Origin of the sequence: Oerskovia turbata (assembly GCF_000718325.1) — a bacterium.
Taxonomy (GTDB): domain Bacteria; phylum Actinomycetota; class Actinomycetes; order Actinomycetales; family Cellulomonadaceae; genus Oerskovia; species Oerskovia turbata.
The window spans coordinates 193042-218897 of sequence record NZ_JOFV01000005.1 but is presented as its reverse complement, the minus strand read 5'-3'; the positions used below and the strand labels follow the sequence as shown (position 1 = coordinate 218897).

General features: G+C 71.6%; 24 protein-coding genes and 3 tRNA genes. 12 read left to right on the top strand and 15 right to left on the bottom strand.

What is annotated here, in order from left to right:
* Positions 1–10: 10 nt before the first annotated feature.
* The 6 genes from IE95_RS0106565 to IE95_RS0106540 form a co-directional block, all read right to left on the bottom strand.
* Positions 11–883 (bottom strand): ABC transporter permease, encoded by an 873-nt coding sequence (locus tag IE95_RS0106565; protein ID WP_030150835.1) that lies wholly within the window; start codon positions 881–883, stop codon positions 11–13.
* Positions 880–1971 (bottom strand): ABC transporter ATP-binding protein, encoded by a 1092-nt coding sequence (locus tag IE95_RS0106560; protein WP_084689893.1) that lies wholly within the window; start codon positions 1969–1971, stop codon positions 880–882. The genes IE95_RS0106565 and IE95_RS0106560 overlap by 4 nt, the downstream gene beginning before the upstream one ends.
* 178 nt (positions 1972–2149) lie before the next feature.
* Entirely contained in the window at positions 2150–3466 is a 1317-nt protein-coding gene (murA, locus tag IE95_RS0106555; RefSeq protein ID WP_030150833.1) for a UDP-N-acetylglucosamine 1-carboxyvinyltransferase, read from the bottom strand.
* Positions 3467–3684: 218 nt separating this feature from the next.
* Entirely contained in the window at positions 3685–4722 is a 1038-nt protein-coding gene (locus IE95_RS0106550) for an adenosine deaminase (RefSeq protein ID WP_030150832.1), read from the bottom strand.
* Between the two features lie 179 nt (positions 4723–4901).
* Complete coding sequence (locus tag IE95_RS0106545; RefSeq protein WP_051702821.1) at positions 4902–7643, bottom strand: glycoside hydrolase family 3 protein; 2742 nt, start codon at positions 7641–7643, stop codon at positions 4902–4904.
* A 6-nt stretch (positions 7644–7649) separates the two neighbouring features.
* Complete coding sequence (locus IE95_RS0106540) at positions 7650–10184, bottom strand: glycoside hydrolase family 3 C-terminal domain-containing protein (RefSeq protein ID WP_206053286.1); 2535 nt, start codon at positions 10182–10184, stop codon at positions 7650–7652.
* A gap of 84 nt (positions 10185–10268) precedes the next feature.
* Here IE95_RS0106540 and IE95_RS18715 point away from each other — a divergent pair, with 84 nt between their 5' ends.
* From IE95_RS18715 to IE95_RS0106520, 4 genes are all read left to right on the top strand, one after another.
* Positions 10269–10880 carry a TetR/AcrR family transcriptional regulator gene (locus IE95_RS18715; protein ID WP_051702820.1) on the top strand — a complete coding sequence of 204 codons (612 nt, stop codon included), beginning with the start codon at positions 10269–10271 and terminating at the stop codon, positions 10878–10880.
* Positions 10881–10972: 92 nt separating this feature from the next.
* On the top strand, positions 10973–11170 hold the full coding sequence (locus IE95_RS20055) for a hypothetical protein (RefSeq protein WP_129429393.1): 198 nt from the start codon (positions 10973–10975) through the stop codon (positions 11168–11170).
* Entirely contained in the window at positions 11167–11541 is a 375-nt protein-coding gene (locus tag IE95_RS0106525) for a type II toxin-antitoxin system death-on-curing family toxin (RefSeq protein ID WP_051702819.1), read from the top strand. Before IE95_RS20055 ends, IE95_RS0106525 begins: the two co-directional genes overlap by 4 nt.
* 138 nt (positions 11542–11679) lie before the next feature.
* Complete coding sequence (locus IE95_RS0106520) at positions 11680–12204, top strand: GNAT family N-acetyltransferase (RefSeq protein ID WP_030150826.1); 525 nt, start codon at positions 11680–11682, stop codon at positions 12202–12204.
* Positions 12205–12211: 7 nt separating this feature from the next.
* Here the strand turns inward: IE95_RS0106520 and IE95_RS20830 are convergent, their stop codons facing one another.
* The 3 genes from IE95_RS20830 to lpdA form a co-directional block, all read right to left on the bottom strand.
* Positions 12212–12400: a hypothetical protein gene (locus IE95_RS20830; RefSeq protein WP_240666214.1), complete on the bottom strand. Its 189-nt coding sequence runs from the start codon at positions 12398–12400 to the stop codon at positions 12212–12214.
* 61 nt (positions 12401–12461) lie between these two features.
* Complete coding sequence (locus tag IE95_RS0106510) at positions 12462–12725, bottom strand: ribbon-helix-helix domain-containing protein (RefSeq protein ID WP_030150825.1); 264 nt, start codon at positions 12723–12725, stop codon at positions 12462–12464.
* A gap of 188 nt (positions 12726–12913) precedes the next feature.
* Positions 12914–14317 carry a dihydrolipoyl dehydrogenase gene (gene lpdA, locus IE95_RS0106505; RefSeq protein WP_030150824.1) on the bottom strand — a complete coding sequence of 468 codons (1404 nt, stop codon included), beginning with the start codon at positions 14315–14317 and terminating at the stop codon, positions 12914–12916.
* Between the two features lie 440 nt (positions 14318–14757).
* Between lpdA and IE95_RS0106500 the strand changes: the two genes are divergently transcribed.
* Both IE95_RS0106500 and IE95_RS0106495 read left to right on the top strand, forming a co-directional pair.
* Entirely contained in the window at positions 14758–15690 is a 933-nt protein-coding gene (locus tag IE95_RS0106500; RefSeq protein WP_030150823.1) for a DUF808 domain-containing protein, read from the top strand.
* A gap of 128 nt (positions 15691–15818) precedes the next feature.
* Positions 15819–16658 (top strand): LLM class flavin-dependent oxidoreductase, encoded by an 840-nt coding sequence (locus tag IE95_RS0106495; protein ID WP_030150822.1) that lies wholly within the window; start codon positions 15819–15821, stop codon positions 16656–16658.
* A gap of 447 nt (positions 16659–17105) precedes the next feature.
* On the opposite strand, the gene leuD is transcribed toward IE95_RS0106495, so the two are convergent.
* Entirely contained in the window at positions 17106–17744 is a 639-nt protein-coding gene (gene leuD, locus IE95_RS0106490) for a 3-isopropylmalate dehydratase small subunit (RefSeq protein WP_030150821.1), read from the bottom strand.
* 42 nt (positions 17745–17786) lie between these two features.
* Positions 17787–19268 (bottom strand): 3-isopropylmalate dehydratase large subunit, encoded by a 1482-nt coding sequence (leuC, locus tag IE95_RS0106485; RefSeq protein WP_030150820.1) that lies wholly within the window; start codon positions 19266–19268, stop codon positions 17787–17789.
* A gap of 165 nt (positions 19269–19433) precedes the next feature.
* Here leuC and IE95_RS0106480 point away from each other — a divergent pair, with 165 nt between their 5' ends.
* From IE95_RS0106480 to IE95_RS0106465, 4 genes are all read left to right on the top strand, one after another.
* Positions 19434–20153: an IclR family transcriptional regulator gene (locus IE95_RS0106480; protein ID WP_030150819.1), complete on the top strand. Its 720-nt coding sequence runs from the start codon at positions 19434–19436 to the stop codon at positions 20151–20153.
* A 263-nt stretch (positions 20154–20416) separates the two neighbouring features.
* A complete protein-coding gene (locus IE95_RS20645) occupies positions 20417–20584 on the top strand; it encodes a hypothetical protein (RefSeq protein WP_164984114.1) in 168 nt (55 codons plus the stop codon).
* Positions 20585–20591: 7 nt separating this feature from the next.
* Entirely contained in the window at positions 20592–21674 is a 1083-nt protein-coding gene (locus tag IE95_RS20050; RefSeq protein ID WP_084689890.1) for a PH domain-containing protein, read from the top strand.
* 189 nt (positions 21675–21863) lie between these two features.
* Positions 21864–23333, top strand: a complete 1470-nt coding sequence (locus IE95_RS0106465) for a beta/alpha barrel domain-containing protein (RefSeq protein WP_240666213.1) — start codon at positions 21864–21866, stop codon at positions 23331–23333.
* A gap of 5 nt (positions 23334–23338) precedes the next feature.
* On the opposite strand, the gene IE95_RS0106460 is transcribed toward IE95_RS0106465, so the two are convergent.
* From IE95_RS0106460 to IE95_RS0106445, 4 genes are all read right to left on the bottom strand, one after another.
* Complete coding sequence (locus IE95_RS0106460) at positions 23339–23614, bottom strand: hypothetical protein (RefSeq protein ID WP_030150816.1); 276 nt, start codon at positions 23612–23614, stop codon at positions 23339–23341.
* 107 nt (positions 23615–23721) lie between these two features.
* Positions 23722–23797 (bottom strand) — tRNA-Glu (locus tag IE95_RS0106455).
* Between the two features lie 78 nt (positions 23798–23875).
* Positions 23876–23948 (bottom strand) — tRNA-Glu (locus IE95_RS0106450).
* A gap of 94 nt (positions 23949–24042) precedes the next feature.
* Positions 24043–24114 (bottom strand) — tRNA-Gln (locus IE95_RS0106445).
* 249 nt (positions 24115–24363) lie between these two features.
* Here IE95_RS0106445 and IE95_RS0106440 point away from each other — a divergent pair.
* Both IE95_RS0106440 and IE95_RS0106435 read left to right on the top strand, forming a co-directional pair.
* The gene (locus IE95_RS0106440; protein WP_051702818.1) at positions 24364–25173 is read left to right on the top strand and encodes a class I SAM-dependent methyltransferase; all 810 of its coding nucleotides are present in this window, start codon (positions 24364–24366) and stop codon (positions 25171–25173) included.
* Entirely contained in the window at positions 25170–25826 is a 657-nt protein-coding gene (locus IE95_RS0106435; protein ID WP_030150814.1) for a hypothetical protein, read from the top strand. The genes IE95_RS0106440 and IE95_RS0106435 overlap by 4 nt, the downstream gene beginning before the upstream one ends.
* Positions 25827–25856 lie beyond the last annotated feature (30 nt).

The window sequence follows — 25856 nt, the reverse complement described above, 5'->3', positions numbered from 1 at the left end:
GGGCCGGTCGTCACCGGCGCGGCTCCCACCGCATGTACCGGGTCGCGAGCCACGCGCCCAGCACGCACCAGCCGGCCAGGACCGCGAGGGGCGCCGCTGCCAGGGCGAACGTCTCCCCGAAGCCCACCGCGACGCCGTCGGGCCCCAGACCCGTGAGCCCGATCGTCAGGAGCTCGGCGACCGGGTGCAGGGGCGTGAGCTCGGCGAGCACCTGGACGCGCTCCGGGAGCATCGTGAGCGGGAGGGTGGTCCCCGACAGGAGCAGCGCGAGAGCCATGACGGGCAGCGTCGAGAGCTGGGCGGTCTCGACCGTGCGCGTGAAGGCCGTGCTCGCGGCGGCGAGCGCCGTGAAGACGAACGCCCCGGCGAGGACCGCGACGAGCAGCAGCAGGACGTTCGCCGGGGCGTCGAGCCCGATCCACAGCGCGATCGCCGCCCCGCCGAGGACGAGCTGACCGAGCATCGTGACGACGGCGGGCGTCGCGGCCCCCGCCAGGATCTCGCCGTCGGAGCACTGACCGGTCCGCAGGCGCTTGAGCACGAGCTCCTCGCGGCGGGCCACGTAGGCGCTGGCCAGGTTGTAGTAGACGACGAACATGAGGGCGAAGCAGATGAGGCTCGTGAGCGCGAACGCACCGATCGTCGACGCTCCGGCGTCGTCCCCCACGAAGGCACCGAAAGCGCCCGAGAAGTGCAGGAAGGCGACCATCGCGGGCGCGAGCAGCACCCCGTTGAACAGGGCCGTGCGGTTGCGCACGAGGAGCAGGGACTCGGCGCGCACGAGCGAGCCGATGCGGCGAAGCGAGCTGACGACCCCGCTCGCGGTGCGGGTCGCGGCAGGGGCACCCGGGGTCCGGGTCGAGGTGGGGGCGAGGGTGGTCATGCGGCACGCTCCGTCGGGTCGGTGGTGGACGCGAACGCGGTGCGGGCTGCGCCCGGCCCGTCCGCGATGGCGAGGAAGGCCTGCTCGAGGGACGCCGGGCGGGCCTCGATGCGGCCGAAGGTCACGTCGCGGTCGGTCGCCCAGGCGAGCAGCACGGCAAGGGTGCGCTGGAGGTCGCGCGTCGCGATCGCCACGGTGCCACCCTCGACGCGGGTGAGCGTCTCCCCGGGCAGCAGCGGCAGGTCGGTCAGGTGGGGTCGCACGCTCTCCTCGTCGAGGTGGACGAACGAGGGCTCGGCCTCGACGATGTCCGCGACCGTGCCCTCCTGCACGATCCGGCCGCCGTGCATGATCGCGAGGCGGTCGGCGAGGCGCTCGGCCTCCTCGAGGTAGTGGGTCGTGAGGACGACGGTCGTGCCGTCGTCGAGAAGCCCGCGCACGAGGTCCCACGCCGAGCGGCGGCTCTCGGGGTCGAGCCCCGTGGTCGGCTCGTCGAGGAACAGGACCTCGGGGCGCCCGAGGAGCGCCAGTGCGAGGTCCAGACGTCGTCGCTCACCGCCTGAGAGCGAGCTCACCGTGACGTCGGCGCGGCCGCGCAGCGCGACCAGGTCGAGGGCCTCCTCGACAGGGCGCGGCGCGGTGAGGGTGCCTGCCCACATGCGCGCGGTCTCGATCGCCGTCAGGTCGGACGGGAAGCCCGCCTCCTGCAGCATGATCCCGATGCGGGGGCGGACCTGGGCGCGCCGGCGGTAGGGGTCCTTGCCGAACACCTCGACCGTCCCGCCCGTGGGGCGGGCCAGCCCCTCGACGACCTCGAGGAGCGACGTCTTGCCCGCGCCGTTGGTCCCGAGGAGCGCGAAGAGCTCGCCACGCCGGACCTGGAGGTCCACCCCCGCGACGGCCTCGAAGCCCTTCGCGCCGCGTGAGCTGCTCGCGTACCTGCGGCGCAGGCCGCGCACGTCGATGACGAGGTCGTCCGGGGTGTCTCGGTGGGTCTCCCGATGGGTCTCCAGGTGGGTCTCACGGTGGGCGTCGCCCTGACGTGCGCGGCCCGGACCCGTGGTCCTGCCGGTGATGTCGTTGTCCATGCCTCCAGCCTGCTGGCGGCCAGGGCCGTCCGGCAGTGCACCCCGTCACGCGTTCCGTCGGGTTCGTCATCCCCCGCTCGTGAGGTTTGTCACGCCTGCGCGACGGTGGCCGCCGAGGTGGCGCCGGTGTCACCCCGTCGGGAGCCACCGGCGCCGCGAGACGGCGTGCTCGCCGGGGTCAGCCCCGGCTGACGTCAGCGCCCAGTGCCTCGAGCTTGTCCTGGAAGTACTCGTACCCGCGGTCGATCAGGCCGATCCCCCGCACGGTCGAGGTGCCCTTGGCCGTGAGCGCCGCGATGAGGTGGCTGAACCCGCCGCGCAGGTCCGGGACCTCGATGTCGGCCGCGGACAGCGGCGTCGGGCCGGAGATGACGGCCGAGTGGTGGAAGTTGCGCTGACCGAACCGGCACGGCAGGCCGCCCAGGCACTCCTTGTAGACCTGGATGGTCGCGCCCATGCCGCGCAGCGCGTCGGTGAAGCCGAACCGGTTCTCGTAGACCGTCTCGTGGACGATCGACAGGCCCTTGGCCTGCGTGAGCGCGACGACGAGCGGCTGCTGCCAGTCCGTCATGAAGCCGGGGTGCACCGCGGTCTCGAGCACGATCGCGTTGAGGTCGCCGCCCGGGTGGTAGAACCGGATGCCGTCCTCCTGGACCTCGAACTCGCCGCCGACCTTCCGGAACGTGTTGAGGAACGTCATCATCTCGGGCTGCGTCGCGCCCTTGACGGTGATGTCGCCGCCCGTCGCGAGGGCCGCCGAGCCCCAGGACGCCGCCTCGATGCGGTCGCCGAGGGCCGTGTGCTGATAGCCCATGAGCTTGTCGACGCCCTCGATGCGGATCACGCGGTCGGTGTCGACCGAGATGATCGCGCCCATCTTCTGCAGGACGGCGATGAGGTCCATGATCTCGGGCTCGATCGCGGCGCCCGACAGCTCGGTGATGCCCTCGGCGCGCACGGCCGTGAGCAGGAGCTGCTCGGTCGCGCCCACGCTCGGGTAGGGCAGGGAGATCTTGGTGCCCTGGAGGCGGCGCGGCGCACGGATGTGGATGCCCTGCTCGCGCTTGTCCACCACGGCGCCGAACTGGCGCAGGATGTCCAGGTGGTAGTTGATGGGCCGGTCGCCGATGCGGCAGCCGCCCAGGTCCGGGATGAACGCCTCGCCCAGGCGGTGCAGGAGCGGGCCGCAGAAGAGGATCGGGATGCGGCTCGACCCGGCGTGCGCGTCGATGTCCGCGACGTGCGCCGACTCGACGTCGGTCGGGTCGAGGTGCAGGACACCCCCGGCCTCGTCCGCGACGACCTTGACGCCGTGCAGCTCGAGCAGTCCCGTCACGACGCCGACGTCGCGGATCTGCGGCACGTTCCGCAGCACGCTCGGCCCCTCGCCGAGCAAGGAGGCCACCATCGCCTTGGAGACGAAGTTCTTCGCCCCCCGCACGGTGATGGTCCCGTTGAGCGGAGTGCCGCCGTTGACGTACAGCAGATCGTTCATGTGGTCGTGGTCGCCTAGCTCTCTCGAGGATCGTCCGGATGGTCCTGCGTCGGCACGGGCTGCACGCCCGTGCCGTCGTGCGACGCCGCTCGCGGTGCCGCACTCCCCCGTTCCCCAACGCAGGGCATCAGACGATTATTCACCCACCAGCGCGTGCCCGACGACGGAGGCTCGCCTCCCGCACGACGTGCGCTCCGCCGTCGGGCACCTGGCACGTGCTACGCCCGGGCGGACTCGTACTGCTCGACGTAGCGGTCGATCTCGTCGAGGTACGCCGCGCGACGCTCCGCGTCGATCCACGACGCCTCGAACGAGTTCTTCGCGAGCGTCACGACCTCCTCGGACGTGAGGCCTGCCTTGGCCGCGACCGCGGCGTAGTTGTCGGCCACGTATCCGCCGAAGTAGGCCGGGTCGTCGGAGTTGATGGTGATCTTGACGCCGTCGCGCAGGAGCTGGGCGACCTCGACGGCCTTCATGTCGTCCGTCACGAAGCTGTTCGACACGGGGCAGCTCGTCAGGCCGATGCCGCGGGCCTTGACCTCGGCCACGAGCGCGGGGTCCTCGACGATGTTGGTGCCGTGGTCGATGCGGTCGACCTCGATGGTCTCCAGCACGGTGCGGATGTTGTCGATGCTGCCGACCTGGTCGATGTCGCAGTGCATCGTCAGGCGGTAGCCGAGCTCGCGGGCCCGGGCGAAGACCGCGGTGAACTTCTCGGGCGGGTTGCCACGCTCGTCGGAGTCGAGGCCCACGCCCAGGATCAGGTCCTTGAACGGCACCGAGGCCTCGAGCGTCTCCGCGGCGCTCTCGGCCGAGAGGTCGCGCAGGAAGCACATGATCAGGTCGGCGTCGACGCCGAAGTCGGCCGCGGCGGCCGCGGCCCGGTGGTAGCCCTTGACGACGGCCTCGAACGGGACACCGCGCGCGGTGTGCGCCTGGGGGTCGAAGAACATCTCGGCGTGCTTGACGCCGTTCGCGGCCGCGCGCAGGAGGTACGCGTGGGCGAGCTCGAAGAAGTCGTCCTCGGTCTGCAGGACGTCCATGGCCGGGTAGTACACCGCGAGGAAGCTCGTGAGGTCCGTGAACCTGTACGTCGCCTGCACCTCCTCGACCGTGGTCTGGCCGATGTCGATGCCGTTGCGCTCGGCGAGGCGCAGCTTGAGGTCCGGCTCGAGGGTGCCCTCGAGGTGCAGGTGGAGCTCGGCCTTGGGCAGCCCGGTGACGAAGTCCAGGGTGGGCTGGAGGGGCAGAGGCATGGTTCTCCTTCGTGTGGGGGTCGTCCTCCCATCATGCCTTGCGGGCTGTGGAGGTCCGTGGTCCCGGGTCCCGGTCCGCGTCCGGTCCGCGAGATAGAGGGTTGCCGTCGAGGTAGAGGTGCCAGGCCCTCTGTCTCGACGGCAACCCTCTATCTCGTCGCGGTGTCGGATGCCCGAGGTCAGTCGAACAGGTTCGTCTGCAGCGTCGTGTACAGGACCGTGTGGACGCGGTCACGCAGGGCGTTCCCGACCCCCACCGGGTCCTCGTCGACCGCGGCCTTCGTCGCCTTGTCGGAGCCCGGGAGCATCGCGAGCATGAGGTCGTTGCCGTAGCGGGCCGCGAGGCCGGGATCCATCCAGGCCCCGAGCACCGCGTCGGTCGAGACGACGCCCTCGAAGCCCCACTCGCCGCGGAGCACGTCCTGCAGGAGCTGCTCGTTGGCGCCGGCCCACACGCCGCCCATGTTGATGAACGAGCTCATGGCACCGGTCGGGTCGGCCTCCTTGACCGTGATCTCGAAGGGCTTGAGGTACAGCTCGCGCAGCGCCTGCTCGTCGACGAAGACGTTCACGCCCGTGCGGGCGTTGACCTCCTGCTCGTTGAGCACGAAGTGCTTCATGAAGGTCAGCACGCCCTTGCTCTCGGCGCCCGAGACCATCGCGGCCGACATCATGCCCGACAGGTGCGGGTCCTCCGAGAAGTACTCGAAGTCACGCCCACCCAGGGCCGTGCGGTGCAGGTTCATGCCCGGTGCGTACCAGCCCTCGATGCCGTAGGCGTTCGCCTCGGTCCCCACGGACTCGCCCAGCGCGCGGGCGAGGTCGTCGTTCCAGGTCGAGGCCACGACGATCTGGGTCGGGTAGGCAGCCGCATCGAGCGAGCTGAACAGGGAGTTCAGCCCGGCGGGCCCGTCGAGCAGGTCCATGGCGGGGATGCCCAGGCGGTCGACCGCGTGCGTGCGGTACGCGCCCTTGGCGAAGAGGTCGACCTGCTCGTCGAGCGTGAGCTGGTCGAGGAACTCCTCCCACTGCGGGTCGTCGTGGTCGAGACCCGCGAGGTCGGCCAGGACGAGGCCGTTGTCGGCGCCGTACGTCGGCGTCTGGCCCTCGGCGGGCTCGATCTGCGGGTCCATGCGCGCGAGCAGCTCGTCGGAGGCCGTGGCCCCGGCCACTGGTGCCTGCGGGTACGTGCCCTCCCAGTCGGAGCGCGAGAGGTACGTCAGGTCACCCTCGACGTCGTCGAACCGGTTGGTGAGCTCGGCCCCCGTGTCGGCGTCCGTGACGTAGACGACGTCCTCGGCCACCACGTGGTCGAACTGCGCGACCGGGGTGTGGACGTCGGTGCGCACCGAGACCTGGTAGGTCCCGGCCTCGAGCAGGTACGCGCCGTGACCCTCGGTGTCCCAGGAGGCCATGTCGCGCACGTCGAACGTGACGGTCACGGTCTCGGACTCGCCCGGCTGGAGAATCCCGGTCTTGTCGTAGCCCGCGAGCTCGATCGCGGACTTCTCGACGCCGCCCGGCGTGTACGGGGCAGAGAAGTAGACCTGCACGACGTCCCTGCCCGCGACGGCGCCCGTGTTCGTCACGGTGACGTCGAGGCTGATCGTGTCGTCCTCGACGCGCGGCGCCGTGGCCTCGTGCGCGAACGTGGTGTAGCTCAGGCCGTGGCCGAACGGGAACTGGACGGCCTGCGCATAGCCCGCCTCGTCGCCCGCGTAGCGCGTCTCGTAGTAGCGGTAGCCGACGTAGATGCTCTCTTCGTAGTCGAGGTAGGAGCGCTTGACGTTGGCGTAGTCGAAGTCGCCGACGTTGGCGATCGCCGGGGCGCTCGTCACGTCGTAGGCGTAGGTGTCGGTCAGGCGGCCGGACGGGTTCACGTCGCCCGTCAGGACCTTGGCGAGCGAGACCGCGCCGCGCGGGCCCGGCGTGCCGATCCACACCGCTGACTTGATCTGCGGGTACTCGTCGAGGAAGCCGAGCTCCATCTGGTTGCCCGAGTTCACGACCACCACGACGTCGTCGAACGAGGCCGTCACGACGTCGAACAGCTCGCGCTGCTCGTCGGTCAGGCGCAGCTGCTCGGGGCTCATGTCCGACCCCTCGACGCCGTCGTTCCCGATGACCACCAGCGCGGTGCCGGAGAACTCCGTGGCCTGGGCCATGACGTCGTCGGTGAGGTAGTCCGGGGCGGGCTCGCCCTCGGCCGGCCTGAGCATCGAGCTCGCGATCTGCACGAGACCGTTGCCGCCGCCCGTGCTGGTCTTGGCGCCGGCCTCCTCCATGGTCGCCTTGAGATCGGGGTTGACCGAGACGCCCTGCTCGGCGAGAGCGTCGTAGAAGGTCACGGCCTGCGACTGGTTGCTGCCGCCAGATCCGCCGCCCCCGAGGATGAGGTTGAAGGACGCGAAGCTGAACACGTTGAGTGCGTCCTCGGCCAGCGGCAGGAGGTCGTCCTGGTTCTTCAGCAGGACGATGCCCTCGTCGGAGATGTCCTCCGAGACCTGGGCAGCGTTCTCGCGGGCGGCCACGCCAGCGGCGGTGGACGAGTCGTACTCGATCGTCATGAGGCGCCCGAACGAGCTCGCGAACGGCGCGACCAGGGCGCCAATCCCGACCACGGCGACGGCCGTGACACCCCATCCGACGGCGCGGCGGGGCCGGTGCTCGACCTTGCGGTCGATGCGCGCCCGGCGCTTGTCCTCGCGGCGCTCGGCCCGGGTCATCCCGGCGCGGGCCTCCTTGCGCTCCGCCTTCGCGGTCTTCCTCGCCTCACGGGCCGCACGCTTGTCGGCCGCCTTGGCCGCCCTGCGCTCCTGCGGCGCCATCGCCTTCAGCTCGGCGCGCCGGGTTCGCCTTGCCGCGCGCAGCTCCTGTGCGCGCGCGACGGCGTCCCGCTTGATCTCTGTGCGTGTCGCCATTGCCTCTCAGTCCTTCTTCCGAGCCCGCGCGGCCATCGCGTGGGCACGCCATGCCGGGACCAGACGGCGTGCGCCGCCCCAGAACCGGCCGTTGACCATCAGCAGGAAGGCGTCGAGCATCGCGTCGTCGACCTTGCCTGCGCTCATCCGCGACACCGACCGGAAGGGCAGGTCGAGGACGAAACGGGTGTTGTTCGCCGCGTGGGGACGTCCCAGCAGCATGAGCAGTCGTCCGGCCGTGTCGATGAGCCGGACCAGGCCGCCTCCCACACCGCCACGACCGCGCGCCTGGGCGATGATGTCGGCGCGCGTGAGCGGGCGCCCGGCGGGCCAGTCCTGCGCCGGGGGCGTCCGTCCCAGGAGCGCGGCGAACTCGTCGTCGGGGACGCGGTCCACCTGGCCGCTGCGGTAGTGCGGGAGGTCTCCGGCGGATGCCGTGACGGCCTCGGCGGCCTCGCCGGTAGCGGCGGGGGTGGCGCCGAGGGCCCACGGTTCGCCGTCGACCACGACGGGCGCGGACAGTCGCAGGTCGCGTGACGACGCGCCGACCTGCAGGGTGTACGTGCCGGGAACGGTGCGCCAATCGTGGCTGCCCGTGTCGTAGGCGGCGAACGCGTGCGCGGCGAGGTCGACGCTCACGCTCGCGCTCTCCCCCGGCGCCAGGGTGACCTGCGCGAACCCCGCGAGCTCGCGGGGCGCACGGAACTCGCCCTGGGCCGTGTCCGGCGCCTCGACGTAGACCTGCACGGTCTCGGTCCCGGCGCGGTCGCCGGCGTTGGTGACCGTGACCTGGACGCTCTCGCGGTCCGCGGCGAGGTCGCTGTGCTCGAACGTCGTGTAGCTCAGGCCGTGCCCGAACGGGTAGCGGACCGGCAGGCCGACCTTGTCGGCGTGGCGATAGCCGACGTAGATGCTCTCGCGGTGCTCGGACGTCGCCTCGGTCCGCCCGAACGTCGCCGACGACGGCACGTCGGTGTAGCGCAGCGGGTACGTCTCGGCGAGGCGCCCGGCGGGGTCCGCCCGGCCGGTCAGCACGTCGGCGATCGCCTGCCCGCCGCCCTGGCCACCGAGGTAGCCGTGCACGATCGCGTCGACGTGCTCGGCGAACGGCAGCTCGACAGGCGCGCCACCAGCCAGCACGACCACGACCGGCACACCGAGAGCGGTCAGCTCGCGAGTCAGCGCGAGCTGGTTGCGCGCGAGGCGCATATGCGTCCGGTCGACGCCCTCGGCCTCGGCCGACTCGTCCAGGCCGAGGAACAGCAGCACGACGTCGGCGCGCTCCGCGAGCCGGACCGCCTGGCGTCGGCGGCGCACCGACGCGGCCGAGTCCCACGCTCCCCGGCCTGCGTCGCGGCGCGCGTAGCCCTGCGCGTAGCCCACGACGTCCAGGCCGCTGGCCCGCAGCGCGTCGAGCGGCACGTCCACCCGGGTCGGGTTCACGAGCGAGCTGCCCGCGCCCTGATAGCGCGGGGTCGCCGCGAAGTCGCCGATCACCGCGACCCGTCCAGAGTGCGGCCCGAGCGGCAGGGCGCCGCGCGCGTTGCGCAGCAGGACGACCGAGCGCCGTGCGGCCTCGACAGCGAGCGCGTGGTGCGCGTCGAGGTCGACCGGTGCGGCGCCGTCGGGCCCGCTGGTGGTCGTGGCGCCCTGGGCGCGAGCACGTTCCGTGCGTGCGATCAGCGCGAGCAGTTCGTCGACGCGGGCGTCGAGGACCGCCTCGTCGAGGCGCCCCTCCTCGACCGCTCGCACGACCTCGGCGTCGGTCACGCCGTCGGTCGACGGCATCTCGAGCGCGTTGCCCGCGACGAGGCCCGCGACGCGGTCGTTGTTGCCGCCCCAGTCGGTGACGACCAGGCCGTCGAAGCCCCACCGCTCGCGCAGGATCTCGTCGAGGAGCTCGCGGTGCTCGTTCGCGTAGGTGCCGTTGACCTTGTTGTACGAGCTCATGACGGTCCACGGCCGGCCCTCGGTGACCGCGATGCGGAACGCCTCAAGGTAGGTCTCGTGGAGCGCCCGCTCGTCGACGACCTCGTCCATCGTCATCCGGTGCGTCTCCTGGCTGTTCACCGCGAAGTGCTTGGCGCTCGCGGCGACGCCGCGGGACTGGATGCCGCGGATCTGCGCCGCGGCGAGCCGGCCCGCGAGCAGCGGGTCCTCGGAGAAGTACTCGAAGTTGCGGCCCGCGAGCGGGTTGCGCTTGATGTTGAGGCCGGGGCCCAGCAGCACGCTGACGTTCTCGGCGGCGGCCTCGGCGCCGAGCGCCTCGCCGACCCGCTCCACGAGGCCCGGGTCCCAGCTGTTGGCGAGCGTGGCCGCGGTCGGGAAGCACGTCGCGGGCAGGCTGGCGTTGAGACCGAGGTGGTCCGCCGCCCCGCCCTGCTTGCGCAGACCGTGCGGGCCGTCGGTGAGCATGATCGAGGGAACGCCGAGCCGGTCGACCGGCTTGGTGTTCCAGAAGTTCGCGCCTGAGGTGAGCGAGGCCTTCTCGGTGAGGGTCATCTCGCTACGGGCACGTCGTCGGGCGTCAGGAGTGAGCACGGCCACATGCTAGCCCAACTTCCACCAGATGGTGGAATTACGGGAGGCGGTAGCCTCTGACCTCGGAGGGGATACATCGTGACCATGCAGCAAGCAGCCACGACCGGGCGGCCCGACGGGTACGCCACCGGGCGTGCGACCAAGCAGTCGATCGTCGCCCGCGCGGCCGAAGCCTTCGCGCAGAAGGGGTTCTACGGGGCATCCCTGCGCGGCATCGCCCGCGAGGCCGGGATCGACCACTCGACGCTCCTGCACCACTTCGGCAACAAGACCGCGCTGCTCCTCGCCGTCATCGAGTGGCACGACGCGCAGCACGCACCGCCCTCCATGCCCTCGGAATTCAGCCCCGAGGACCTCGTCGACGGGTTCGTCAGCACCGCCCAACGCAACCGCGAGGCACCCGGGCTGGTGCAGCTCCTCTCGACCCTCACCGCCGAGGCCGGGACACCCGGCCACCCCGCTCGGCCGGTGCTGCAGGAGCGGCACCAGGTGCTGGTCTCGATCATCGGCGGGACGATCCGGACGCAGCGTTCGCGCGGAGTGCTCGCCGACGCGGGCGCCACGCCCGAGGAGCGCGCCGCGCTCTTCATCTCCACCTGGGAAGGGCTCCAGGTGTTCGACGCGCTGCACCCTGGGGAGGTCGACGTGCCGGGGATGGTCGGGGAGATGCTGAGGCGGGAGTTCGGGATCGGGTGACGCTGTGGCGCCCGCCGGGTGCGGTCGCCACAGGTGCCCGACGGCGGCGCTCGCCCCCTCCCCCTGCACCACCTCGCGGGTATACTCGCGGTATGACACAGGTGGAGATGACGACGATCAAGGTCCCGGTCGCTGTGCGCGACCGGCTCAAGGCACGCGCCGAGGCACTGCACGTCACCCAGGGCGAAGCCCTGGAACGGCTGCTCGACGAGTCCGCCGACGAGAACATCCAGGCCTACATCACTGACGCCATGGAGTCCTGGAGCGAGGCCTTGGAACGGCTCGCGTGACCAGGTACGTCACCCTGACCGAAGCCATGGCCGTGGTAGACCGCAACAGCTGGCACGTGCGAGACCTCGGACTGCTGGACTCCGTCTGCCAGCGGCCCCGGGCGCGCATGTACGACGTCGAGCTGTACGAAGGGCTCGACCTCAAGGCCGCCACGATCATGGACTCGGCCAACCGGCTCCATCCGCTGCACGACGGGAACAAGCGACTCTCGCTGATCCTCGTGCACGTCTTCTACGCCCTGAACGGGCGCCGCCTCGTGGGCGACCAGATCGAGATGGCGGACTTCGTGATCGAGGTCGCCGACACCCACCTACCACTCGAGAAGATGAGTGAGTGGCTCGATGCGCACACCCGGGAGCGGCGCGGGTAGCAGCAGGACGTCGCAGGGCTCGGCCGCGGCGATTGCAGCTCCGCCGCATCTCTTCCCGACGGTGGAGCACGCCACCACGCGGAACGTGAGCGACTCCCGCCGGCGGGCAGTCGAACACCGGACCACTACCCTGGGCCGATGCACCCACGCCCCAGTGTCCGCCCAGCCCGTCCCGACGACGCGGACGCCATGGCGGGCGTCCACGTCGAGTCCTGGCGACAGACCTATCGAGGGCTGATGCGCGACGAGGCACTCGACGCCCCGGACCTGCTGCCGGCGCGCCGGCGATTCTGGCGAGCCGTGCTCGTCGAGGAGCAGTACGGGTCGTTTTCCACGGCGGTCGCCGAGGCCGAGGGCACCGTCGTCGGGATCGCTCTCGCCGGTCCGACCTCCGAGCCCGACGCCGACTGGGACGCACAGCTCTACGTGCTGTACCTGCTCGACGTGTTCCACGGCAGCGGCGCGGGCCGTCGACTGATGGAGGCTGTCCTCCCGGTCGGCGGCTCGACCGGGCTCTGGGTCGCCGACCCCAATCCGCGGGCCCAGGCGTACTACGCGAGGCAGGGCTTCTTGGCTGACGGGGTGAGCAAGGTGGAGGACGGGGTGAGCGAGGTGCGCATGGCGCGAGGCCCGGGCGCGCTCGCACCGGGGCGGTCAACGTGAGCGACGGTCAAGGCAGCAGGTCGAGGTACTGCGCACGCGCCTTCATGGCGTGAATGACCATCTCCTCACCGGAGTCGAACACCAGGATCACGATCTCCAGGATCCTCCCGCCGTCGTCGAAGCCCAGCAGGAGCCACCGTCGCAGGTCGTCCTCGTCATCGAGGGGGCCCGGAACACCGAGTCCCGGGCGGCGCACAGGATGCCGGACTCGGTCAGCCTGTCGCGTCGAAAGTGCTTCCGGGCCGAGGCATGCAGCTTCACGCCACGTGGGTCCAGGCGCGCACCGCAGCACGGATCGCCTCGGACCGGTTCGCCAGCCCCTCGGCCCGGGCACGCTCGGTGAGCGCCTCGAGCGTTCGCGCATCCAGCCGCACCGGCACCACGATCCCCGGACCTTCGCCAACGCTCGGGCGCCCACGACGCCGCAGGACGCCGACGTCGTAGCCGGCCTCGGCCTCGTCGGCCCACGCCTGGACCTGCTCGTCGTCGACGGCCCCTCCGTGCACCTTCTTCTCAGCCATAGCGATTATCGTATACGCATTGCTGAATGGAGGCTAGAGTCTGCGCGGCGGCACGTTGCTGTAGAACCGTATGGCCGCGTTCGCGAGACCCGGTGGCTTGCCGCCCAGCAGAGCGAGGCCCGGACCCACGACGAACGTCGCAGGCCCGGGCCATTCCTACCGATCGCCCGACCGACCAAACAGCCAGGTCAGAAGTTGATCATGTGCCCCGCGAGCCCGTGGATCGCCTCCTGCACGGCCTCCGACAGCGTCGGGTGCGTGTGCACGTTGCGCCCCAGCTCGGACGCCGTGAGGTCCCACTTCTGCGCGAGCGTGAGCTCGGGCAGAAGCTCGGACGCGTCGGGGCCGATCAGGTGGCCACCGAGGAGCTCGCCGTAGCGGGCGTCGGCGACAAGCTTGACGAAGCCCGTGGGCTCGCCCAGGCCGTGCGCCTTGCCGTTCGCCGTGAAGGGGAACTTGGAGACCTTGACGTCGAAGCCCTCGTCGCGGGCCTGCTGCTCGGTGAGGCCGAAGCTCGCGATCTGCGGCTGGCAGAACGTCGCGCGCGGCATCATGCGGTAGTCGCCGAGCGTCATGGTCTCGGCGCCGCCGATGGTCTCGGACGCGACGACTCCCTGCGCCTCGGCGACGTGCGCGAGCATGAGCTTCGCGGTGACGTCACCGATCGCGTAGATGTGGGGCACGTTGGTGCGCATGACGTCGTCGATCGCGATCGCGCCGCGGTCGGTCAACGCAACACCCGTGTTCTCGAGGCCGAAGCCCTCGACGTTGGGCGCGAAGCCCACGGCCATGAGGACCTTGTCGACCTCGATCGAGCCGGGCTTGTCGTCCTTGACGCCCTTGTAGGAGACGGTCACCGACGACCCGCCATCAACGACGGTCTGCACCGCGGTCGACGTCAGGATGTTCACGCCGAGCTTCTTGTACCGCTTGGCGATCTCCTTGGAGACCTCGATGTCCTCGTTGGGCAGCGCGCGGTCGAGGAACTCGATGATCGTCACGTCGACGCCGTAGTTCTTGAGGACGTACGCGAACTCCATGCCGATCGCGCCCGCGCCGACGATCGCGATCGAGCGCGGCAGCTCGCGTGTCAGGATCTGCTTCTCGTACGTGACGACGTTCTCGCTCAGCTCGACGCCCGGCAGCAGGCGGACCTTCGAGCCCGTCGCGATGATGACGTTGGCGAACGTCACGGTCTCCGTCTGGCCCGAGGAGAGCGCGACGTCGATCGTGTTCGCGTCGCGGAACGTGCCGCGCCCGTCGTACTCGGTGATCTTGTTCTTCTTCATGAGGAAGTGCACGCCCTTGACGCGGCCGTCGGCGACGTCGCGGCTGCGGTCGAACGCCTTGCCGAAGTCGAACGACACGTCACCCGTCATGCCGAAGAAGTCGGCCTGGTGCGTGAACAGGTGGGCGAGCTCCGCGTTGCGCAGGAGCGCCTTGGAGGGGATGCACCCGACGTTGAGGCACACACCGCCCCAGTACTTCTCCTCGATGATCGCGACGGACTGGCCGAGCTGGGCCGCGCGGATGGCGGCGACGTAGCCGCCGGGGCCCGCGCCGAGGACGACGACGTCGTAGTGGTTAGCCATGGGGACCAGCCTAGGACGTCTGCCCGACGGCGGTGCGACCGATCGCGTCACACGTCGCCCGGGGAGCGCCGAGGGTGACGCCCCGAACCGCCGACGGTGACGGCTGTGACCGCCGAGGGTGACGTGCATGGCTGCCGACGGTGACTGACCCGGACGCCGACGGTGACCGCATCAGCCCCTGGTGGTGACGGAACCGATGCCGACGGTGACACGCCCCGACGACGGGAGCGACGCCGTCGGGCAGCTGGCGCGTCACCGTCGGCGGGTACCGCGGTCACCCTCGGCGGGCATGGGCGTCACCGCCGGCGGCCAAGTGCGTCGCCCTCGGCGCGCGGACGGGCCGCGACGGCGGGGCGCCCGAGTCGTTACGATGCGCTACAGCCGCGTCGATTCCCGACCTCCGGGCTCGTGGGCGGCGACACGGGCCTCGTGGAGACCTCATGGCCGTTGGACTCGTAGCCCTCCTGGACGACATCGCAGCGTTCGCCAAGCTGGCGGCCGCGTCCGTCGACGACATCGGCGCCGCGGCGGGGCGGGCGAGCGTCAAGGCGACCGGTATCGTGATCGACGACACCGCGGTCACACCGCAGTACGTCGCCGGGCTGGCCGCGAAGCGCGAGCTGCCCGTGATCAAGCGCATCGCGATGGGGTCGCTGCGCAACAAGCTCCTGTTCATCCTCCCCGCCGCCCTGCTGCTGAGCCAGTTCCTGCCGTGGCTGCTCACGCCGCTGCTCATGGTCGGCGGCGCCTACCTCGCGTTCGAGGGCGCCGAGAAGCTCTGGGAGATGGTCTCGGGCAAGCACGCCGAGGCGGTCGACGAGGCCGCCGCGAAGAAGGCCGTCGACGAGGACCACGTCGTGTCGAGCGCGGTGCGCACCGACTTCATCCTCAGCGCCGAGATCATGGTCATCGCGCTCAACGAGGTCGCGGAGGAGGGCTTCTGGGCCCGCGCGATCATCCTGGTCGTCGTCGCGCTCCTCATCACGGCGGTCGTCTACGGGATCGTCGGGCTCATCGTGAAGATGGACGACATCGGCCTGCACCTCGCAGGGCGCGAGACCGGCTGGGTCAAGTCGTTCGGCCACGGCCTGGTCAAGGCGATGCCGCGCGTCATGGCGGTCATCTCTATCGTGGGCACGGTCGCCATGCTGTGGGTCGGCGGCCACATCCTGCTGCAGGGCACCTATGACCTGGGCTGGCACGCGCCCTACGACCTCCTGCACGTCCTCGAGGACGCCGTGCACGGCGTCCCGGCCGTCGGCGGGTTCCTGGTGTGGCTCGTCGACACCCTGGGCTCCGCGATCGTCGGCGTCGTGGCGGGCGCGGTCGTCGTGACGGTCGTGCACTTCATCCCGCGCAAGAACAAGCACTGATCCTCGCCCTCGCAGGGCGCTGCGGGCGGGCTCCTGGTTCCGGGAGCCCGCCCGTCCTCGTTCTCGGGGCGCGTGTGGGTGGCCGCCCCTACCGTGGAAGGACCGCCGAGGGTTCGCAGGAGGACGTCATGGGCTTGCAGTTCGGGTTCGTCGGGAGCTTCGGTTCCGCGTCGGAGCTGGTCACGATGGCCCGCGAGGCCGAAGAGCACGGCTGGGACGGCTACTTCACGTGGGACGGCATCAGCCTGCCCGGCATGGAGGGGTACGACCCGTGGGGCATCCTCGCCGCGGCGGCCGTCCAGACCGAGCGCGTGACGCTCGGCGCGCTCGTGTTCGCGCTGCCACGCAGGCGGCCGTGGGAGCTCGCGCGTCAGGCGCTGACGGTCGACCACCTGTCGGGCGGTCGGCTGGTCCTGCCGGCGGGGGTCGGGGTGCTCGACGACGCCGGCTTCAGCGCCGTTCCCGGTCAGCTCACGTCGCTGCGTGAGCGGGCCGAGCTGCTCGACGACGTCCTGGCCTTTCTCGAGCGTTCCTGGTCCGGTGAGGCGTTCTCGTTCGACGGGAAGCACATCTCGACCGGCGAGATGACGATCTCACCGCAGCCCGTCAACGGGCGCATCCCGGTGTGGCCCGTGGGGGTCTTCCCGAGCGAGAGGTCGATGAGCCGCGCGGTGCGCTGGGACGGGGTGACCGTCCAGCTCCGCGGCGACCGCGGCATGGACCCGCTCACGCCCGACGACGTGCGCGAGGTCGCGAGCTGGGTCGCCGAGCATCGCGACCCGGGCGCCGGGCCGTTCGAGCTCGTCGTGCAGCGCGACTTCGCGACCGACCTCGACGCTGCCGCCGAGGACGCGCGGGCGCTCGAGGCGGCGGGCGCGACCTGGTGGCTCGAGGCCGGCTGGGACCCGACGAAGGTGACGGCAGCGTCGCAGCTCGCAAGGATCCGCCAGGGCCCGCCGCGCCCCTGAACGAGAGCCGCACGCCGAGGGTGACGCGGTGGCCCGCCGAGGGTGACCAAACCCCTGGTCGAGGGTGACGTAGGCGCCTGCCGAGGGTGACCGAGACGTCTGCTGAGGGTGACCGTCCTGACCGTCGGCGGTGACCCGCGCACGGCCGCAGTGGCGGCCCGGCCCTCCGGCGATCCACGTCAGCACGGGTACACGTCACCCTCAGGTCGCGTGTCCGTCACCCTCGACGCACCAGCACGTCACCTTCGGCAGCAGTCCGCGTCACCCTCGGCGGGCCACCGCGTCACCCTCGGCGGGCGCGTCCGTCACCCTCGGCGGGCGCGTCCGTCACCCTCGGCGGGCGCGTCCGTCACCCTCGGCGCGCACCGGCGCGCGGGCCCGCACACGCCGACGGCGCCGCTCCCCTACCCGGGGGAGCGGCGCCGTCGGGCCGGGCTCAGACGGGCGTCACGCGGACGGGCGCGCTGCCTCGATCTCGACCGTCGGCAGGTGCTTCGCCGGCAGCGTCCTGGGGCGCCACGACGCGCGCGTCTGCTCGAACGCCGTGATGTCGCCCTCGTGCTGGAGGGTCAGGCCGATGTCGTCGAGGCCCTCCATGAGGCGCCAGCGCGTGTAGTCGTCGATCTGGAAGCGGACCACGACGTCGTCGGCCGTGGCGGTGCGCTCGACCAGGTCGACCGTGACCTCGGTGCCGGGCTTGGTCTCGAGGACCTTCCACAGCAGCTCGATGTCCTCCTGCGCGACGATGCCCGCGACGAGGCCCTGCTTGCCCGAGTTGCCGCGGAAGATGTCCGCGAAGCGCGAGGCCAGGACGACCTTGAAGCCGTAGTCCTTGAGGGCCCACACGGCGTGCTCGCGCGACGAGCCGGTGCCGAAGTCGGGGCCTGCGACCAGCACGGAGCCCGACGTGTACGCGGGCTGGTTCAGGACGAACGCGGGGTCGCCGCGCCACGCCGCGAACAGCGCGTCCTCGAAGCCCGTGCGCGTCACGCGCTTGAGGTAGACGGCGGGGATGATCTGGTCCGTGTCGACGTTGCTGCGGCGCAGCGGGACACCGACACCGGTGTGGGTGGTGAACTTCTCCATGATGCTTCTGCTTCCTCGATGAGTGTCGTCAGGGGGCCGGTGTCAGACCTGCAGCGGGACGCGCGGGTCGAGCGGCGCGAGGGGGGTGCCGTCGAACGACGTGATGTCGACGTCGGCGGGCAGGTCCAGGTCCGCCAGCGAGGACAGGGTCCCGCGGATGGCGGTCGCGGCCGCGACGAGCGGCGACACGAGGTGGGTGCGCCCGCCCTTGCCCTGGCGACCCTCGAAGTTGCGGTTGGACGTGGAGGCCGAGCGCTCGCCGGGAGCGAGCTGGTCGGGGTTCATGCCCAGGCACATGGAGCAGCCTGCGTTGCGCCACTCGGCGCCGAAGTCGAGGAAGATCTTGTCGAGCCCCTCGGCCTCGGCCTGGAGCCGCACGCGCGCCGAGGCGGGCACGACGAGGACGCGCAGCGAGTCGGCCTTCTTCTTGCCCTGGACGACCTTGGCGACCGAGCGCAGGTCCTCGATGCGGCCGTTGGTGCACGAGCCGATGAAGACCGTGTCGATCGCGATGTCGCGCAGCGGCGCGCCCGGGGTCAGGCCCATGTACTCGATCGCACGCTCGGCGGCGACGCGCTCGTTCTCGTCGGCGATCTCCGAGGGGACGGGGACGTTCGCGGACAGAGGCAGGCCCTGGCCGGGGTTGGTGCCCCACGTGATGAACGGTTCGAGGTCGGCCGCCTCGAGGACGACCTCCGCGTCGAACGTGGCGTCGTCGTCGGACCGGAGCGTCTTCCAGTACTCGACGGCGGCGTCCCAGTCGGCACCCTCGGGCGCGTGCGGGCGGCCCTTGAGGTATTCGAACGTGGTCTCGTCGGGTGCGATCATGCCGGCGCGCGCGCCTGCCTCGATCGACATGTTGCAGACCGTCATGCGGGCTTCCATGGTCAGCTTGCGGATGGCCTCGCCGCGGTACTCCAGGACGTAGCCCTGGCCGCCGCCGGTGCCGATCTTCGCGATGATCGCGAGGATGATGTCCTTGGACGTCGCCCCCGGGGGCAGCTCGCCGTCGACCGTGATGGCCATGGTCTTGAAGGGCGCGAGCGGGAGGGTCTGGGTCGCGAGCACGTGCTCGACCTCGGAGGTGCCGATGCCGAATGCGAGGGCCCCGAACGCACCGTGCGTCGAGGTGTGGGAGTCGCCGCACACGACGGTGAGGCCGGGCATGGTGAGCCCGAGCTGCGGGCCGACCTGGTGGACGATGCCCTGGTCCGCGTCGCCGAGCGAGTGGATGCGCACGCCGAACTCCTTGGCGTTGTTGCGCAGCGTGTCGATCTGGGTGCGGCTCGTGAGGTCCGCGATCGGCAGGTCGATGTCGAGCGTGGGGGTGTTGTGGTCCTCGGTCGCGATCGTGAGGTCGGGACGGCGCACCTGCCTGCCGGCGAGGCGCAGGCCCTCGAAGGCCTGCGGACTGGTGACCTCGTGGATGAGGTGCAGATCGATGTAGAGGAGGTCGGGCGACCCGTCGGTGCCTCGTCGCACCAGGTGCGCGTCCCAGACCTTCTCCGCCAGCGTGCCGGCCATGTTGGTTCTCTCCTACCTGTGTCCTGCGGTGGTCGCTCACGCGGGGGCCGTGGGCGACGATCGGGGGGTACATCTCGGTCGTGGACCGGGCTGAATCTCCCGGTCCGTCGTCGACACGACACCCGCTGACTTGCATCTCACTGTGCGAGACGTCAATATCGACCTATGGACAATTCTAGCGGAGTCGGCGTGCTGGACAAGGCGGCGTCCGTTCTGGGCGCCCTGGAGTCCGGACCAGCCACCTTGGCCCAGCTCGTCACCGCCACCGGACTCGCCCGTCCGACGGCTCATCGCCTCGCAGTCGCGCTCGAGCACCACCGCATGGTGGCCCGCGACATGCAGGGTCGTTTCGTCCTCGGTCCGCGCCTGAACGAGCTCGCGACGGCAGCCGGCGAGGACCGCCTGCTCGCCGCGGCGAACCCCGTTCTCACGGCCCTGCGCGACCACACCGGCGAGAGCGCCCAGCTCTACCGCCGCCAGGGCGATCATCGCATCTGCGTCGCCGCGGCCGAGCGTCCTGTCGGCCTGCGAGACTCCATCCCCGTGGGCGCGACGCTCACCATGGGCGCGGGCTCCGCGGCCCAGGTGCTGCTCGCCTGGGAGGAGCCGGACCGCCTGCACCGCGGCCTGCGCGAGGCCGTCTTCACGGCCACGATCCTCTCGGGTGTCCGACGGCGCGGCTGGGCCCAGTCCGTCTCGGAGCGCGAGCTCGGGGTCGCCTCGGTGTCGGCGCCCGTGCGCGGCCCGTCGGGGCGCATCGTCGCCGCCGTCTCGATCTCCGGGCCGGTCGAGCGCCTCACGCGCCAGCCCGGCCGCCTGCACTCCGGCTCGGTCGTCGCTGCGGCCAACCGCCTGACCGAGGTCCTGCGCCGCGCCGGGGAGTAGCCGTCCATCGACCGTATGACCGTGGGGGGCGGGCGCCGCGAGGCGCCCGCCCCCCCCACGGTCATACGGCGCCCGGCCACGCCCTGACCCACACCGGTGGCGCCACGGCCTTGCCCCGCCATGTCCGGACACGGGACCCACGACCGATTCGGGCGAAACGCTAGACTCGGCCCCGGCGCGCCTCCGACGGCGCTCCGCCTGTTCGCTCCACCATGGCGGGCAGAGCCGAGAACCGCCCCGATCGACGACGTGAGGACCACACGATGCCCGGCAAGGCCAAGACCATCCTGATGTGGGTCGTCATCGTCTTCCTGCTGTACGCGGTCGTCCAGAGCCCTGACCGCGCGGCAGACATCGTCCAGGCGATCTGGGACGTCATCCTGGGTGCCTTCCAGAGCTTCGGGCAGTTCGTCCAGTCGCTCATGAAGTAGGCGCACCATGGCGCAGGACCTCCCCGCACCGGCGTACGAGTCCGCGCCGCGCCTGAGCGCGCGCCACCTGCGGCGCTACATCCTGCCCGGCGAGCGCGTCGTGCTGGCGACGCGGGCCCACTGGGGCAAGCTCGCCGAGCCCGTCGCCACGACGTTCGCCGCGTTCCTGCTCGTCGCCTGGCTCGTCAGCGTCCTCGGTCCGGCCGTGGGCGAGGGCTCGCTGCTGCTCTGGTGGGCCTGGGGGCTCGTCGCGCTGCGGCTGCTGTGGAAGGTCCTCGACTGGCGCAACGAGTGGTTCGTCGCGACCGACAAGCGCATGCTCCTGATGTTCGGCCTCGTGACCCACAAGGTCGCGATGATGCCCCTCGGCAAGGTCACCGACATGAGCTACAGCCGCTCGATCCTCGGGCGGATCCTCGGCTACGGCCAGTTCATCCTCGAGTCCGCCGGGCAGGACCAGGCCATGAGCCGCATCAACTGGGTCGCCAACCCGGACGCCACGTACCGGAAGCTGTGCGACACCATCTTCATCCCCGGCGGACGCGGCGGGCCGTGGGGCCAGCAGCCGCAGGGCGGCGCTCCCGCGGGAGGTGCGACTCCCCCGCCCCCGGCACAGCCCGCGCAGGCCCCGTTCGCGACGTCGCGGCAGGCGCCGACCCCCGTCCCGGGCCGGTTGAGCTGGGCACCGACGAGCGACGGGCCCGAGAGCGACCTGTCAGCCGCCGCGACACAGCCCATCGCCGTCCGCTCGGCCCAGGCGGGCGGGCAGGGTCACCTGTTCGTCGCGCCCCGCGGCAGCTCCCCCCGGTTGGGCGGCTCCGACCGCCCGGTCATGGCTCCCGCGCCGCCGACCCCTGCGATCGACGGGACGGCCCGGCCGAACCAGTTCGACGACCGCCTCGACGACGGGACCGACGGCGAGTCCGACGGCCCGGCGTGGGAGGTCTCCGACGACGACCGCGGCCGGTTCGTACCCGTCACGCCGTGGGACCCGCAGAGCGGCTGGCAGGCCACGGACCCGTGGTCGCGACCCGAGGATCCCTCGGGCCCGCCGTCGGCGACCCCGCCCGTCCCACCCCCGCCCGCCTGACGCGTCAGCCAGGCCTACCGGTCCGTGGGGCACCTCGGCCTGCCCTGCACCAGCCCCTCCGGCCCGGGGCCGAAAGCAGAGCGCCGGGACATCTCTGCCCGGTTCGGGCCCTTCGACCCTGTTCTCGACTCAGGACTCCAACCTACGGTGCAGTAACCACCCGCCCCCAGGCCTGAGAAGGGTCCACCTGTGACCACGCTGTCCCTGCCCGTCCCCGCATCGTTCCCGCCCCTTCCTCGTGTGATCCAGGGCGGGATGGGGATGGCGGTCTCGTCCTGGCGACTCGCGTCGGCCGTCGCACGCACCGGGCAGCTCGGCCTGGTCTCCGGGACCGCGCTGGACCTCGTCCTGGCGCGCAGGCTGCAGAACGGCGACCGTGACGGCGCGGTCCGCAGGGCGCTCGACGCCTTCCCGGTGCCCCGCTTCGCCCAGCGAGTGCTCTCGCGGTACTTCCGCCCTGAGGGGCGCGGCGAGGGCCAGCCCTACGCCCCCGTGCCTCGCCTCGCGCTCCGTCAGACCCGCCTGGCGCAGGAGCTCATGATCCTGGGGAGCTTCGTCGAGGTGTGGCTCGCCAAAGAGGGGCACGACGGTCGGGTGGGCATCAACTTCCTCGAGAAGATCCAGATGGCTGCTCCGGCCGCCGCCTACGGGTCGATGCTCGCCGGGGCGGACTACGTCGTGACCGGGGCAGGTATCCCGCGCGACATCCCGCACCTGCTGGACCAGCTCGCGGATCACGAGGCCGTCCAGTTCCCCGTCACGGTGGTCGGTGGCAGCCACCACACGGTCGACCTCGACCCCGACGCGCTCCTCGGTGGGTCGCTACCGCCCGTGACCCGGCCGACGTTCCTCGCCGTCGTCTCCGCGCACGCTCTGGCCGAGCACCTGGTGCGCGAGGACCGCACCCGGCCCGACGGCTTCGTGGTCGAAGGGCATCCCGCGGGCGGGCACAACGCCCCTCCCCGCGGGCGCCTGACTCTCGACGAGGCCGGGCAGCCGGTGTTCGGCCCACGCGACCAGGCCGACCTGACGAAGATCGCCGCGACCGGGCTGCCGTTCTGGCTGGCGGGCGCACAAGGCACCCCGGAGGCGTTGGCCGCTGCGCGCGAGGCCGGTGCCACGGGCGTCCAGGTCGGCACGCTCTTCGCGCTCTCGACCGACTCGGGGCTCGAACCCGCCCTGCGCGAGGACGTGCTCGCGCGGCTGCGCACCGGGACGCTCGACGTCCGTACCGAGCCGCTCACGTCGCCGACCGGCTTTCCGTTCAAGGTCGCCCAGCTCTCGGGCACCCTCTCGGACGCGGCCGTCGCGGCGGCACGGCCCCGGCTGTGCGACCTGGGCTACCTCCGTACCCCCGTCGAGAAGGGCGACGGCAAGGTCACCTACCGCTGCCCCGCGGAGCCGGCCCACATGTTCGAGCGCAAGGGAGGAGGGGCCGACGACACCGTGGGCCGGTCGTGCCTGTGCAACTCGCTCGCGGCCGACGTCGGGCTCGGTCAGACGCGTGCGGACGGCTACGTCGAGCTCCCCCTCGTCACCCTCGGGGCGGACGTCGCGGGTGCAGCACGGCTCGCCGACCTGCACGACGGCGCGTGGTCGGCCGGCGACGTGCTCGACTGGCTCCTGGACGAGGGGGCGACGGCCACGAACGCGGCCTGAGGGGCTCAGCCCGGGGTCGGGACGCGACGGTTCCTGACCTTCTCGAGCTGGGCCGACAGGTCCCAGTCCGCGGGTCGCGCGCCGGGTGCGGACCATGGGGCTCCCGCGTCGACCCAGGCCTTGCGGGCTCGGAGTGCGGTGCGCCAGGAGACGTCCTGCACGCCGCTCTCGGATCCGCAGCAGTCACAGATGGTGTAGAGGGGAGTGCCCCCGTGCCACAGCTCCTCCGGGTCGCCCGGGTCGGACCAGCCGCAGACCCTGCACGTCACGTCGATGAACATCGCAGGAACCTAGCACCTTCGTCCGCCGCTCGTCGGACGGGTCGCCGACCGGATGCTCCCCGGAGACGACGAAAGATCGATCATCTTTCGATGATCGAGCTCTGCGTTGGTACCCCCAACGGGATTTGAACCCGTGTTACCGCCGTGAGAGGGCGGCGTCCTAGGCCGCTAGACGATGGGGGCCAGGACCGCTCACCCACCCCGAAGAGCGAGAGAGCGTCATCGAGGCCCGGTCATCTGACGATGGCCAGGCCTCGTACGTACCCCCAACGGGATTTGAACCCGTGTTACCGCCGTGAGAGGGCGGCGTCCTAGGCCGCTAGACGATGGGGGCCTAAGCTCGTCACCCCGAGGGGCGCCGTGCCGTTGAGAACTCTACTGCACGTTTCGTGTCGGTTTGACCGACTCGATGCGCTGCATGCTCTGCGCTGGGGTACCAGGACTCGAACCTAGAATGACGGTACCAGAAACCGTTGTGTTGCCAATTACACCATACCCCAAGGAGGTATCAGCGCCGCGCCCTCGTCCCGTTCCCGGGCCGCGGGTGAGCGCCTCACCGAGAGAAAACATTACCGGACACTTCCGGCCCGGCCAAATCGCCCTCGCGTCCCCGCCTGCGCCCCGCCCCGCCGCAGCCGGCCGGCCTCGCCCCACCCCGCCCGACTGCGGCGGCAGCCCACCCCACGCCCCTGCGACACGTCGTGCGTCAGATGTAGACCTCGCCGCCGGGACGTGGCACCGTCGAAGACGTGAGCACCGACGACGCCTCGACCCCCGACCCCCCGCGCGCCTCGCACGCCGAGCGCGCGTCCTCGTTCGGCGCCGGAGCGGGCGAGTATCGCGCCGTCCGGCCGTCCTACCCGGACGCCGCGATCGACTGGATGCTCCCCGCGGGCGCACGGCACGTGCTCGACCTCGCTGCGGGCACGGGCAAGCTCACCGAGCGCCTCGTGGCGCGCGGGCTCCACGTGACCGCCGTCGAGCCCTCCGCGGGCATGCGCGCCGAGCTCCAGGACGCCGTGCCGGGGGCCCACGTCCTGCCCGGGACCGCCGAGCGCATCCCCCTCGAGGACGGCAGCGTCGACGCGGTCCTCGTCGCCCAGGCGTGGCACTGGTTCGACGTCTCCGCCGCGGTCCCGGAGATCGCGCGCGTCCTGCGCCCCGGAGGGCGCCTGGGCGTCGTGTGGAACGTCCGCGACCACACGGTCGACTGGGTCGAGAGCTTCACCGAGATCATCCATCGGGGAGACTCGCTCGAGCCTGTCCACCGGACACCCACGATCGACGACGGCGACGGGGCCTTCGCACCGCTCGAGCACGCGACGTTCTCGTGGGAGGACCGCCTGTCGGCCGCGTCGCTGCGGACGCTCGCGTCCACACGCAGCCATCTCCTGACCTTGCCGCCGGCCGAACGCGACGAGCTGCTCGACGCCGTCGACCGGCTGGTAGCCACGCACCCGGCCCTCGCCGGCCGGTCCGAGATCGACCTCCCGTACCGCGCCGAGTGCTGGCGCGCGGACCGCGTCCGCGGCACCGACGCCGACGCGGTCGACGCATGAGCGCCCAGCCGGAGGATCTCGCGACCACGCTGGCTCCGGGTCCCGTCACGCCCGACGACGTCCGCACGGCCTCCCGCTGGCTCGCCGACGGCGTCACGCGACATCCCGACGCGGCCTTCGACGCGCAGGCGGGGCCCGTGCGGTGGTCGTGCTGGGCGACCGCCGAGCACGTCGTCGACGACCTGCTGGCCTACGCGCTCCAGGTCGCGGGCCTCCCCCTGCTCGACTACCTGCCGCTCGCGGGCCCCAAGGGCGAGGACGAGATCGCGCACGTCAAGCGTGAAGCCGGACCGGCGGGCCTCGCCGAGGTCATCGTCGCGGGCGGCGAGCTGCTCGCCGCCCAGGTCGCGGCGAGGCCCCCCACGGCCCGCGCCTACCACCCGTACGGACTCTCGGACCCGGAGGGCTTCGCGGCCATGGGCGTCGTGGAGATCCTCGTCCACGGCCGAGACGTCTTCCAGGGGCTCACCGGTACGTCTCCGACGCTGCCCGACGGGCTCAGCGCCCGGGTGCTGGCCCGGCTCTTCCCCGACCTCCCGTCGGCCGCGCTCGCCCTTCCCCCGGACGACGCTCTCGTGTGGGCGACGGGCCGCAGCGACCTGCCCGGCCTGTCGCGACGGACCCGGTGGCGCTGGGACGCGAGCGTCCGGTAGCCCGCCGCCTGGCGGCGACGTCGGAGCGTC